Here is a 12,282-nt window from a genome sequence, read left to right on the forward strand (position 1 = left end):
TCGACTCGGTTGTGCCGAATCCACAGCGCTCCGGGCGTCGTCGTCGCGCATGCTTCGAGGCGACGAACAGGAGTGAGCATGGGTGCTGCAGCGGGCGCGCCGCGCACGGCCGTGGTGGTGGGTGCGGGCGTGGTCGGGCTGTCGACGGCCTGGTTCCTGCAGGAACGCGGCGTCGAGGTGACGGTGGTGGACCGGCGCGGGGTCGCGGCCGGGGCGTCGTGGGGCAACGCGGGCTACCTGGCCCCGGCGTTCTGCGTCCCGCTGCCCGAACCGGAGGTGCTGCGCTACGGCCTGCGCTCGCTGTTCGACCCCGCCGCGCCGCTGTTCGTGCCCAAGACCGTCGACCCCGGGCTGTGGCGGTTCCTGGTGGGTTTCGCGCGCCGGTGCACGCGCGGTCGGTGGCAGCGGTCGATGCGGGCGCTGGTCCGGCTCAACGCCGACTGCCTGGACGCCTTCGACGAGCTGGCCCGGGGCGGCGTGGACGTCCGGACACGGGAAGCCCCGGTCGTGGCGGCGTTCGAGGACCCCGCCCAGTCCGGCGGGCTGCGCGACGAGTTCGAACGCACCGGCCAGGGGACCCGGTACCTGGAATCCGACCGCAGCGAGGTGCCGCAGCTGTCGTCCCGGGTGCGCACGGTGCTGCGCATCGAGGACCAGCGCCACGTCGACCCCGGCGAGTTCACCCGCGCGCTGGCGGCGGCCGTGGAGGAGCGCGGCGGGAAGATCCACACCGGGTTCACCGCCCGGGACGTGGTCCGCGACGGCGGCCGGGTGCTGGTGCGCTCCGACCGGGGCGACCAGGTCTCGGGGTCGGTCGTCGTGCTGGCCACCGGGGCGTGGCTGCCGGAGCTCGCGGCCTCGGTCGGCGTGCGGCGGGACGTCCGCGCGGGGCGCGGGTACTCGTTCACGGTCCCGACCGAGGAAGCCGTGCCGTGCCCGATCTACCTGCCCGCCGCGCGCGTGGCCTGCACTCCCTACCAGGGGGCGCTGCGGGTGGCGGGCACGATGGAGTTCCGCCCCCCGGACGCCGCGCTGGACCGCGCGCGGATCGAGGCGATCGTGCGCTCGGCGAGCTCGATGCTGCGCGGCGTCGACTGGGAGAACCGGCGCGACGAGTGGGTCGGGCCCCGGCCGGTCACGGTCGACGGGCTGCCGCTGATCGGTGCCTCGGCGATGCCGGGCGTGCACGTCGCCGGAGGTCACGGCATGTGGGGGCTCACGCTCGGGCCGATCACCGGGCGGTTGCTGTCCGAGCAGATCGTCACCGGCGAGCGCCCCTCGGCGCTGCTGCCTTTCAACCCCCTGCGATGACGGGCGGGCTGTCGGAGTCCGAGCGCGGTGAACTCGACCGGTTGCGCAAGGAGAACCGGTTGCTGCGCGTGGAGAAGGAGATGCTGCTGCGGATCGCCCGGGAGTACGCCCTAGAGCGAATCCCGCTGCCCGATCAGGAGAACGGGAGGTTCCCATGATGGAGTGGTGCCAGTTCGGTCTGGCCGTGTGCGCTTTCGGCCTGCTGGGGCTGAACCACTGGCTGACCCGGCGCGCCCACGGCCTGCGCGAACGCCGCTGACGCGCGCCCGGTTCGTCGGGTCTGGAGCCGGGGCCGCTGCGCGACGTGCTAACTTGGACTAAGTCACATGACTTAAATCCAAGGCGACGCGCTGCCCCGGGGTGGGCGCGCAGCGAGAAAGGCCGCGATGTCGACTCCTCCGATCCCCGAGTTCTCCGACGCCGAGGTCGCCGAGCTGCGCGAGCGCTACCGCGCGGAGCGCGAGCGCCGCGTCCGGCCCGACGGCGCCGCGCAGTACCGGCGGGCGGAGGGCGGCTTCGGCTACTACGCCGAGGACCCGTACGCGGAGGAGATCACCCGGGAACCGCTCGACGACCGGGTCGACGCGATCGTGCTCGGCGGCGGGTTCGGCGGCCTGTGCGCGGCGGCGCGGCTGCGCCAGCGCGGAGTCGAGCGGATCCGGATCGTCGAGAAGGGCGGCGATTTCGGCGGTACCTGGTACTGGAACCGCTACCCGGGCATCCACTGCGACATCGAGTCCTACGTGTACCTCCCGCTGCTGGAGGAGGTCGGGTACGTGCCGCGGTGGAAGTACTCGCCGGGCGAGGAGATCCGGCAGCACGCGAGGGCGATCGGGCGCACCTTCGACCTCTACCGCGACGCCTGCTTCCAGACCGGCGTCACCGAGCTCCGCTGGGACGACGGCGAGTGGGTCGTGCGCACCGACCGCGGCGACGCGATGCGGGCGACCTACGTGGTGGTCTCCAACGGCACCCTGGACCACCCGAAACTGCCCGGGATTCCCGGGATCGAGACCTTCCGGGGGCACACGTTCACACCGGCCGGTGGGACTACGGCTACACCGGGGGAGGACCGGACGGCGGTCTGACCGGGCTGGCCGACAAGCGGGTCGCGATCATCGGCACCGGGGCCACGGCGATCCAGGTCGTGCCGCACGTCGCGCGAGATGCCCGGGAACTCCTGGTGTTCCAGCGCACGCCGTCCTCCGTGGACGTCCGCGACAACCGCCCGACCGATCCGGAGTGGGCCGCCTCGCTGCAGCCCGGCTGGCACGCGCGGCGGCGGGAGAACTTCCAGGCCGCGGTGACCGGGCAGCCGGTGGAGGACGACCTGGTCGACGACGCGTGGACGGCCAGTGCCCCCGTGCTCGGCAAGATCATCTCGACCGACGCCCGCGCCGACCGGGACGCCGACGAGTGGGAGCGGGCCGAGGAGCTGCTGGACTTCGCCAAGATGAACCGGCTGCGCGCTCGCGTCGAGCAGGTCGTGGACGATCCGGCCACCGCCGAGCTGCTCAAGCCCTGGTACCGCTACGGCTGCAAGCGGCCCACCTTCAGCGACGAGTACCTGACGGCGTTCAACCGGGACACCGTCACCCTCGTCGACACCGCCGATTCCGGTGGCGTGGAACGGTTCACCGAGACCGGCCTGGTCGTCGGCGGCCGGGAGTACGAAGTGGACTGCGTGATCTTCGCGACCGGCTTCGAGGTCGGCAAGTCCGACGTCATGACCGGCCGGCTGCCGGTTCACGGCCGCGACGGCACGCGGCTGCTCGACGTCTGGCGCGACCGCGGCGTCCGCACGCTGCACGGGTTCACCAGCAACGGGTTCCCGAACCTGTTCCACCTGGGGCCGCTGCAGAACGCGCCGTCGGTGAACTACGCGCACGTCCTCGACGAGCAGGCGATCCACGTCGCCGAGGTCGTCGCCGAAGCCCGCAGGCGCGGCGTGAAGACGGTGGAACCCACCGCTGACGCCGAGATCGAATGGGTGGAGACGATCACGGCGTCCTCCCCGGATCGAGCCTGGTTCGACGCCGAGTGCACCCCCGGCTACTACAACAACGAGGGATCGGCTCGCCCCCGGATCACCTTCGCCGCGGGGCCGGCCGCGTTCCAGCGGCTCCTGCGCGAGTGGCGATCCGGGGACGGCATCAACGACGTCCTCGGCGACGCGGGCTGATTCAGCGCACCTCGCCGTCGCGGGCCACGACGCGGCCGGCGTGCACGACCACGTCCGGACGAGGCGTGTCCACCACGATCTGCGGGAGGCATTCGCCGCGCACCAGCAGGAAATCGGCCGGCGAACCCGGTGTGAAGTCGACGCGGGGCAGGTTCATGACGTCCGCGCTGTCGTCGGCCGCCACGCGGTAGCAGTCGGCCAGCTCCTCGTCGGTGCGGGCGCCGGTGATCCAGCCCAGCTGGTGGACCCGGTGGAGCATGTCGGCGTCGCCGAACGGGCTCCACGCGTCGCGGACCCCGTCGGTGCCCAGGCCCACCCGCACGCCGTGCTCGCGCAGCCGGGCGACCGGCAGCACCCGCGTCTTGGAGGGCGCCACCGTCGTCAGCGAGATGTCGAGATCGCCCATCGCGGAGGCGATCTCGTCGAACTCGCGGTCCGGGAGCCCGGGCAGGCCGAAGACGTGGCTGACGGTGACCTTGCCCCGCAACGCCAGTGCGCGGGTGCGGTCGATGACGGCGCGCAGCGTCGTCGTCCCGGCCTCCCCGCGATCGTGCAGGTGCAGGTCGACGCCCACCGCGTGCCGATCGGCGAGGTCGAAGACGAGGTCCAGCTGCTCGTCGAGGGCGTGGTCGAAGCCGACCGGGTCGATGCCGCCGACCATGTCGATCGCACCCGTGCGCGCGGCTTCCTCCAGCAGTTCCCGGGTGCCGGGAGCGCGCAGGACGCCGTGCTGGGGGAACGCCACGATCTCGACGTCGAGCGCGTGCCGCAGCCGGTCGCGGGCCTGCGCGACGCCGTCGAGGCAGGCCAGGTCGTAGGCCGGTGCCACGTCGGCGTGCGCCCGCATCGCGCGGGTGCCTCGTGCGACGGCGTGGGTCATCAGGCCGAGGGACCGCTCGGCGACCGCGCGGGGCTGGCTGCGGAAGAGCTCCGCGTCCTGCTCGCAGTGGTCGGCGATGCCCTCGGCGGGCCTGCGCGACACCCACGGCCCGCCCCAGGTGGTCTTGTCGGGGTGGATGTGGGCGTTGACCAGCGCCGGGAGCGCGATCCGGCCGTCGGCGTCGACGACCTCGGCATCGGCGGGAACGGGGCCGTCGGTGAACCGGCCGTCGACGACGGCGAGGTCCGTGGGCGAGTCCGCGTCGGAGGGGCGGACGTTGCGGACGACGAGGGAGTGCATCGGGTTCCTCCGTTCCGGCGTCAGATCGCCACGCCCGTGCGCACGACGAGCGACGGCGTCTTCAGCGCGGACACGTCGGCGAGCGGGTCGGCGTCGAGGACGATCGCGTCACCGGCGTAGCCGGGGCGGAGGCGGCCGACCTGCTTCTCCAGGCCGAGCAGGCGGGCTTGGCGGTCGTGGCGGTGCGGATCGCGTCGAGCGCGGGCAGCCCGGCTTCGCGCATCAGCTCGACCTCGCGGCCGACGGGGTCGACGGTCCCGCCCGAGGAGTCCGTGCCGGCGGCGAGCGGCACCCCGGTCGCGTGGGCCGCGAGCACCGCCTGCTCGAGGACCGGCAGGTAGGTGCGGCCTCGCTCGGCGAGCACGGGGTCGGGGGAGTCGATCATCCCGGCGATCGCGGTCAGCGTCGGCGTGAAGTACGTGTCGCGCCTGCGCATCTCGTGCAGGGTGCGCTCGCCGACGAACACGCCGTGCTCCAGCGAGCGGATCCCGGCCGTGACGGCGTCGTGGCAGCCCTGCTCGCTGTAGCTGTGGCAGAGCACGCCCCTGCCGCCGCGCCGGGCTGCGGCGACGATCTCGGCCAGCTGCTCGTGGGAGTAGACCTGGGTGAGCGGGTCCTGGTCGGGCTTGCCCGCGCGCTCGTTGACCCGGGTCTTGATCACGTCGGCGCCCCGCCGGAGGTTGACCTCGACGACCTTGCGGAGCGCCTCGGGCGAGCGCACCCCGTCGTGCAGGCGGGCCAGCGGCGCGAGGTCCGGATCGGCCAGGACGGTCTCGGCGAGATCCGGGGTGACGAACACGCCCGCCGCCTTCAGGCGCGGGGTGAGCTCGGGCGCCTGCTCGGCGAGCTCCCGGAGGGCGATGTCCTGGTAGAAGCTGGTCGAGCCGCTGCGGACCGTCGTGACTCCGGCGCGCAGCGCGGCACCGGCCTCGTCGAGGGTGGTCAGGTGCATGTGCGCGTCGACCAGGCCCGGCAGGACCCACTTGCCGGGCACGTCGAGCACCTGCGCGCCCTCGGGAACCCGGACGTCGGCCCCGGCCGCGCGGACCGCGCCGCCGGTGATGACGACGGTCGCGTTCTCGGTGACCTCCCCGGTCTGCGGGTCGAGCAGCGTGCCGCCTCGGAGGACCAGGTCACCGCCGCGCGAGGGGCCCGGGCGCTGCGCTGCCGCGGCCGGGGTCGCGAGAGCCGCGCCGCCCACGCCGGCGAGCATCGCCGCACCCGCGAGCACGCCTCGGCGGCTCAGCTGGTTCGACGGCGGTGGCACGTGGTCGAGGCACATGCGGGCTCCTTCGGAAGCAGGGAGGTAGGACGACGTGTTTGTATACCAAAGCACGTCGACGCTGCAATCCCGCTCCGGAAAATGCCGTTGGCATCCCAAAACGGTCGCGGCTGAGCCGGCTGGATCTGCCGCTTGGTATACCGCTCGTCAGTCGTCCCCGAAGAGGGAGCGCAGGGCCAGCGACCTGCTGTCGCGCACGTGCAGGAGGGTCGCGGCGGCCGCGGCCTCCTCGTCGCCCGCCGCGATCCGCCGGAACATCTCCGCGTGCTGAGCCCGCATGTGCGCGGGTTCCTCCCGCATCCCGAACAGCAGCCGCAGCAGCCCGTTGAGCTGCTCCATCGTGCGGGTGAGCAGCGGGTTGCCCGCCAGATCCACGACGCGCTCGTGGAACGCGGCGTGCGCGGTCACCTCGCGGGCGCCCGCACCGGCCGCGGCCGCGCGCTCGGCGTCGTCCAGGGCCTGCTCCAGGTCCGCCGCCCGCTCGGGGTCGTCGGCGGTGGCGCGCGCTGCCAGCCGGGACGCCTGCACGGCCAGCGGTTCCCACACCTCGTAGAGGTGGTGCACGTCGTCGCGGGTGATCGTGCGGACCCGCACGCCGCTGTTCGGCAGCAGCTCCAGCAGCCCGTCGGCGACCAGCGACCGCAGCGCCTCGCGGACGGGCACCCGCGACATGCCCAGCTCCTCGGCCACCTCGCGCTCGACGAGCCGAACTCCCTGCGGGTAGCGGCGGTCGATGATGCGCTCGCGCACGGCTTCCCTCGCCCGCGCGCTCATCGAGGTGGAGTCGTCGTTCCCGGCCATCCGCTCAGGATAGGCGCGCCGCCCCGGGCGAACCGGGGCGGCGCGGCCGCGATCAGCAGTTCGGTTCGGCCGGTTTGCCCTCGAAGCGGTCGGCGAGGAACCGGCCCGCGTCGGCGTTGCCCGCGAAGATGCCGGCGAGGTGGTCGACCGGGTAGGTCTTCCAGGTCACCGGGACGCCCTGGTCGCAGTAGCGGCGGTGCAGCGCCTCGGCCTGCGGCGTGTTGACGATCTCGTCCACGGTGCCGTGGTACTGGAACACCGGGACCCGGATCGGCCTGGTGCCCAGCTCGTTCTCCTCGATGCGGGCCTGCCACTGCGGGGTGGGCAGCGGGTCGCGGTCGGTGTAGTCGCTGATCTTCTTGCCCGGGTACTTCGCCAGCAGCTCGACGACGCAGTCCTGCTGCTTGGCCTCGGCGATGGCCTGCCTGCCGGTGTCGTTGAGGTAGGAGTCGAGGTCCAGCTCCGGGTAGGCCGCGTCCAGACCCACCGCGGCGAAGGCCAGGAAGCCGAAGCCGACGTAGCCGTTGAGCCCTGCGGCGACCTCGTTGAGGTCGGCGGGAACGCCGCCGCCCGCGACACCGACCAGGTCGAGCTCGGGCGCGTAGTCCGGTTGCTGCTCACCGGCCCACATCGCCGCGCCGCCGCCCTGCGAGTAGCCCTGGAACGCGACCTTCGCGTCCGGCGAGAGCTTCGCCTGCGGGAAGCGCTGCGCCGCGCGGACCGCGTCGATCAGCGCCGGTCCCTCCGAGCGCCCGGTGATGTAGGTCGGGGTGGTCTCGGGCGAGTAGCCCTCGTAGTCGGTGACCGCGACCGCGTAGCCCCGGCTGATCAGGTCGTTGACGGCGGGCTGGTCGTAGAGCGTGCCGCGCTCGATCGCCTTCGACGCCGTGCACTTGAACGCCGGTCCCTGCGTGCCGGGCGCGTAGCCGACGACCGGGGCCTTCGCCGGATCGGCGCCCCTGGGCACGAGAACCGTTGCGGTGACGGCGCTGCGTTCGCCGAGCGCGTTCGTCGACAGGTACATGACCTGCCACGCGTCGGCGTTGGCCGCGTTGAGCGCGGGTAAGGCCGGGCGCCACCGGATGACGTCGCCCGGCTCGCCCTCGGGCAGCGTTCGCGGTGGCACGTAGAAGGAATCGTCGAACGGACCCGGCTGCTGCTGCGCGGTGACCACGCCGGCAGGGCGCTCGCCGACGGCGACGGGCGCCGTGGCTGCGGTGACGCCGAGCGCCGCCACCACCAGCGCCACGAATCTGGTGCGATGTGCGAATTCGGGCACGAGCCCACCTCCGTTGTGAGACCTGGTGCGATGGGCGGAGATTAGCCGAACTCGCCGCTTCGTCGTGTCCTTGACCGATTAGTTGTAGGGCGCATGACAAAAACGAGAAGACGCGTTGTCACCGTGCCTGGAAAGGAAATTCGAGTCCTTGCCCGGCGCGGAATCCCGTGCTTATGGTTCCGCCCCGTCGCCGGGAGTCGCGAATGGCGAACAACGAAAGGCGGACGCAATGCACAGCCGCAGGACGTTTGTCTCGATGTCGGCGCTGGCCTGCTTGGCGGCGGCCGCACCCGCCGCGCACGCGGAAACGGGCTTCACCACGCGCTTCGTCGACATCACCGCCGCCGACGGCGTGAAGCTCAAGGCGATGGTGATGGAGCCGAGGACCCCGGGCCCGCACCCGGCCGCCGTGCTGATCAGCGCGTGGGGCGGCGGGTGCACCCAGAACGTGATGCCGGCGCGCGACCTCGCGGCCCGCGGCTACGTCGTGGTCGCCTACGGCGCACGGGGTTTCGGCGAATCCGGGGGTGAGGTCGACACCGCCGGGCCGAAGGACGTCGCCGACGTGACGACGGTGCTCGACTGGACCACCGCCAACACCGCCACCGATCCCGAGCGGATCGGCGTCGCCGGGGTGTCCTACGGGGCCGGGATCGGGGTGATCGCAGCCGCTTTCGACAACCGGATCCGCTCGGTGGTGTCGCTGAGCGGCTGGTTCGACCTGGTGCACTCGCTGTACGGCAACCAGACCCGGCGCGGGCTCGTCGCCCTGGTGCTCTACACCTCCGGGTGGGGCCACGGCAGGCTCAGCCCGGAGACCGACTGGATGCTGCGCACCTACTTCGACCCCACACCGGACCCGGTGGACCGGGAGGTCATCAACGAGTGGGCGCGGGTCCGCTCGCCCAGCCGGTACCTCGACCGGCTCAACGAGAACCGGCCCGCGCTGCTCATCGGGCACACCTGGAGCGAGACGGTGTTCCCGCCGGACCAGATGGTCGAGCTCTACGAGGACTACACCGGCCCCAAGCGCATCGACCTCATCCCCGGCGAGCACGCCTCGGCCGAATCCGGTGGCCTGCTGGGACTTCCCAGCGAGACGTGGGACACCGCGCTGCGCTGGTTCGACGCCACCGTCGCGGGCACCGACACCTCGATCCTCGGCGAGGACCCGGTCGTGCTGCGGGCCCGGCCGGGCACCCACGACCCCGAGACCTACCCGGACTGGCGAGCCGCCGAAGGCGAGCCGCAGCACCTGTTCCTGGGTCCCGGGCCGGACGACGGGGTGATCGGCGACGCGCCCCGGCCCGGCTGGCGGGTCGAGATCGACGCGAGCCGCGACACGATCGCCACCGGTGGTGTTCCGCTGGCGACCTACAGCTTCGAAGCTCTCACGGGTGAACCGCCGAGGGCGTGGCTGCCCGGGATCGACCGGGAGCACGGCGCGGTGTGGACCAGCCCGGAGTTCCCGGACGGGCTCCGGGTGCGCGGCTCCGTCCACCTCCACCTGACGGTGATCCCGCCCGGGGAGACGGGCACGATCGTCGCCTACCTCTACGACGTGGACTCCACCGGCACCGGGCGGCTGATCAACTACCTGCCGCTGAGCTGGACCGACGCGATCCCCGGCGCGGAGATGCCGGTGGACCTGCGGTTCTCGCCGACGGCCTACGACATCCCCGCCGACGGCAGGCTGGCGCTGGTGATCGACACCGCGGACCCGCTGTTCATCGACTGGAACTCCGGCGGGGGACAGGTGGTGCTCACCTCGCCGGAGGCCGATCCGTCCCGCGTGGACGTACCGGTACGACGTGGAGAGGAGTCAGCACGATGACCGGACACGTGATCGACGCTCGTCCGCGCGAGGGCTTCCACTCGCTGCGCGAGGGCGGGCTGAACTGGGATTCGCTGCCGCTGCGGCTGTTCGACAAGGGCAACGCGCGGTTCTGGAACCCCGCCGAGCTCGACTTCAGCCAGGACGCCGAGGACTGGGCGTCGCTCGACGAGCAGCAGCGCTTCGCCGGGACCATGCTCTGCGCCCAGTTCCTCGGCGGCGAGGAGGCCGTGGCCCAGGAGATCCAGCCGTTCCTCGCCGCGATGCGCGCCGAGGGGCGCATCGCCGACGAGATGTACCTGACCCAGTTCTGCTTCGAGGAGGCCAAGCACGCCCAGGTGTTCCGGCTGTGGCTGGACGCGGTCGGGCTCACCGACGACCTGCACCACCACGTCGCCGACAACCCCGGCTACCGCGCCATCTTCTACGACGCGCTGCCCACCGCCCTGTGCCGGCTGCACGACGACCCGAGCCCGGAGAACCAGATCCGCGCGTCGGTGACCTACAACCACATCGTCGAAGGGGTGCTGGCGCTGACCGGCTACTTCGTGTGGAACAAGGCCTGCAAGCACGCCGGGATCCTGCCCGGGATGCAGCAGCTCATCCGCCGCATCGGCGACGACGAGCGCAGGCACATGGCCTGGGGCACCTTCACCTGCCGGCGCCACGTGGCCGCAGACGACGCGAACTGGGCGGTCGTGCAGGACCAGATGGACGCGCTGCTGCCGCACGTCATGACCCAGATCCAGCACTCGCTGGACCAGCTCGACGACGACCCGTTCGGCTTCGACCTGGGCGATGTGTTCGGCTACGCCACCGACCGGGCCGCGCGCAGGCTCAGCTCGATCGAGGCCGCGCGCGGCGCGGAACTCGCCGCCATCGACGTCGACTACAGCCCGGACCGCCTGGAGGACCAGTTCGGCGCCGAGGACGAGGCGGCGCTGGCCGAGCACGAGAACGAGGGGGGATGAGCGTGCTGCCCGGAAGGATCACCGGCCCGGTCGGCGTCGCGCAGCCCCGAGGCGCGGCCCTGCCGACCCTGGTGATCATCGCCCTGGTCGCGTTCGTCACGACGCTGGACAACAACATCGTCGCCGCGGCGGTTCCCTCGATCGGCCGCGAGCTGGCGCTGGGGCTCACCGAGCTGCAGTGGATCAGCCTCGGCTACATCCTGCCCTTCGCCGGACTGCTGCTGGTCGCGGGCAACCTGGTGGACCGGTGGGGACAGCGCCGCGCGCTGCTGCTGGGCCTGCTCGTGTTCGGAACCGCCGCGCTGGCAGGGGGTTTCGCCCGCGACGCGGCCACGCTCATCGCGGCCCGGGTGGTGCAGGGCTGCGCCGCCGCCGTCCTGGTCCCGGCGACGCTGAGCCTGCTGCGCACCAACCTCGACGTCCGGGGACGGGCGATCGGGGCGGGCATCTGGACCGCGGCGCTGGCCGTGGCGATCGCGGTCGGCCCCGCCACCGGCGGCCTGCTCAGCGAGCACCTGCACTGGAGCTGGATCTTCTTCAGCAACGTGCCCTTCGCGGTCGCCGCGGCCGCCCTGGCGCCCGCTGCCGCCGTCACCACCGAGCGCTCCGCCCCGGGACGGGTGGACGTGCGGGGGATGCTGCTGGTGACCGCCTCGATGCTGCTGTTCCTGATGGCGCTGGTCGGCACCGGCGAGCACGCCCCGGACCTCGCGGGCCGGGTCGTCCCGGCCGGGCTCGGCGTGCTCGCGCTGGTCGGATTCGTGCTGGTGGAACGCCGTTCGGCGCACCCGCTGCTGCCCCGGGCGCTGGTGGCCGAGCGGGCGTTCCTCGGTGGGGTGTCGGTGCAGCTGCTCTGGGGACTGGGGGTCAGCGGCGTCTTCTTCTTCACGCCGCTGCTGCACCAGGAGTCGCTGGCGCTGACCCCCACCGAGGCCGGGCTGCCGCTGGTGCTGGTCGCCGTCGCCATCGTCGACGCGACCCCGCTGGTCGCCCCCGCCGTCGAGCGGTGGGGACCCCGCTACACCGTGCTGGTCGGGCTGCTCCTGGTCAGCGCGGGGCTGGTGGCCATCGCGGTCGTCAACCACGTCCCGGAGGTGCCGCCCCGCATCCCGGGCCTGCTGCTCATCGGCGCGGGCTCGGCGTTCACCACGCCGCTCACGTCGTTCTCGCTGGAGGTCGTCGCCACCCGCGACGCCGGCATCGCCTCGGGCGTGCTCACCGCCTCCCGCGAGCTGTCCAGCGCGCTCGGCGTCGCGCTGATCGGGCTCGTGCTCACCGTCCGCCAGAACGCCGAACTGGCCGGGGGCGCGCCCGCTCCGGAAGCGCTGGCGTCCGGGTTCACCGCCGGTCTGATCACCGCCGCGGTGGTGGAACTGCTGGCGGCGGCGGTGACCTTCCGCTGCTTCCGATCGCGCACCCCGGAATCCGCCGCCGACTGAGAA

Annotated in this window: 11 protein-coding genes; 7 read left to right on the top strand and 4 right to left on the bottom strand. The window is 72.7% G+C overall.

Annotation, left to right across the window (positions count from 1 at the left end; all coding sequences use genetic code 11):
* Nucleotides 1-78: 78 nt before the first annotated feature.
* The 4 genes from REH65_RS32075 (at nucleotide 79) to REH65_RS32090 (ending at nucleotide 3,493) form a co-directional block, all read left to right on the top strand.
* Entirely contained in the window at nucleotides 79-1,311 is a 1,233-nt protein-coding gene (locus REH65_RS32075) for an NAD(P)/FAD-dependent oxidoreductase (RefSeq protein ID WP_406690471.1), read from the top strand.
* Nucleotides 1,308-1,469: a hypothetical protein gene (locus tag REH65_RS32080; RefSeq protein WP_281456434.1), complete on the top strand. Its 162-nt coding sequence runs from the start codon at nucleotides 1,308-1,310 to the stop codon at nucleotides 1,467-1,469. The genes REH65_RS32075 and REH65_RS32080 overlap by 4 nt, the downstream gene beginning before the upstream one ends.
* Before the next feature lie 228 nt (nucleotides 1,470-1,697).
* Nucleotides 1,698-2,399, top strand: coding sequence for a flavin-containing monooxygenase (locus REH65_RS32085; RefSeq protein WP_406690472.1), 702 nt, complete (start codon nucleotides 1,698-1,700; stop codon nucleotides 2,397-2,399).
* Nucleotides 2,400-2,458: 59 nt separating this feature from the next.
* Nucleotides 2,459-3,493: a hypothetical protein gene (locus REH65_RS32090; RefSeq protein ID WP_406690473.1), complete on the top strand. Its 1,035-nt coding sequence runs from the start codon at nucleotides 2,459-2,461 to the stop codon at nucleotides 3,491-3,493.
* A gap of 1 nt (nucleotide 3,494) precedes the next feature.
* Here the strand turns inward: REH65_RS32090 and REH65_RS32095 are convergent, their stop codons facing one another.
* From REH65_RS32095 to REH65_RS32110, 4 genes are all read right to left on the bottom strand, one after another.
* On the bottom strand, nucleotides 3,495-4,673 hold the full coding sequence (locus REH65_RS32095) for an amidohydrolase (protein WP_406690474.1): 1,179 nt from the start codon (nucleotides 4,671-4,673) through the stop codon (nucleotides 3,495-3,497).
* A gap of 61 nt (nucleotides 4,674-4,734) precedes the next feature.
* The gene (locus tag REH65_RS32100) at nucleotides 4,735-5,955 is read right to left on the bottom strand and encodes an amidohydrolase family protein (RefSeq protein ID WP_406690475.1); all 1,221 of its coding nucleotides are present in this window, start codon (nucleotides 5,953-5,955) and stop codon (nucleotides 4,735-4,737) included.
* A 147-nt stretch (nucleotides 5,956-6,102) separates the two neighbouring features.
* Nucleotides 6,103-6,756: a GntR family transcriptional regulator gene (locus tag REH65_RS32105; protein WP_406690476.1), complete on the bottom strand. Its 654-nt coding sequence runs from the start codon at nucleotides 6,754-6,756 to the stop codon at nucleotides 6,103-6,105.
* A gap of 52 nt (nucleotides 6,757-6,808) precedes the next feature.
* A complete protein-coding gene (locus tag REH65_RS32110; RefSeq protein ID WP_406690477.1) occupies nucleotides 6,809-8,035 on the bottom strand; it encodes a lipase family protein in 1,227 nt (408 codons plus the stop codon).
* A 229-nt stretch (nucleotides 8,036-8,264) separates the two neighbouring features.
* On the opposite strand from REH65_RS32110, the gene REH65_RS32115 reads away from it, so the two are divergent.
* Genes REH65_RS32115 through REH65_RS32125 form a run of 3 tightly spaced genes read left to right on the top strand, consistent with a single transcriptional unit; the run spans nucleotide 8,265 to nucleotide 12,279 of the window.
* A complete protein-coding gene (locus REH65_RS32115) occupies nucleotides 8,265-9,869 on the top strand; it encodes an alpha/beta fold hydrolase (protein WP_406690478.1) in 1,605 nt (534 codons plus the stop codon).
* On the top strand, nucleotides 9,866-10,840 hold the full coding sequence (locus REH65_RS32120; protein ID WP_406690479.1) for a R2-like ligand-binding oxidase: 975 nt from the start codon (nucleotides 9,866-9,868) through the stop codon (nucleotides 10,838-10,840). Before REH65_RS32115 ends, REH65_RS32120 begins: the two co-directional genes overlap by 4 nt.
* On the top strand, nucleotides 10,837-12,279 hold the full coding sequence (locus REH65_RS32125; protein ID WP_406690480.1) for an MFS transporter: 1,443 nt from the start codon (nucleotides 10,837-10,839) through the stop codon (nucleotides 12,277-12,279). Before REH65_RS32120 ends, REH65_RS32125 begins: the two co-directional genes overlap by 4 nt.
* The last annotated feature ends 3 nt before the right edge of the window (nucleotides 12,280-12,282 follow it).

The sequence above is a fragment of the Saccharopolyspora sp. ID03-671 genome (genome assembly GCF_045278815.1).
Lineage (GTDB): Bacteria > Actinomycetota > Actinomycetes > Mycobacteriales > Pseudonocardiaceae > Saccharopolyspora > Saccharopolyspora ipomoeae.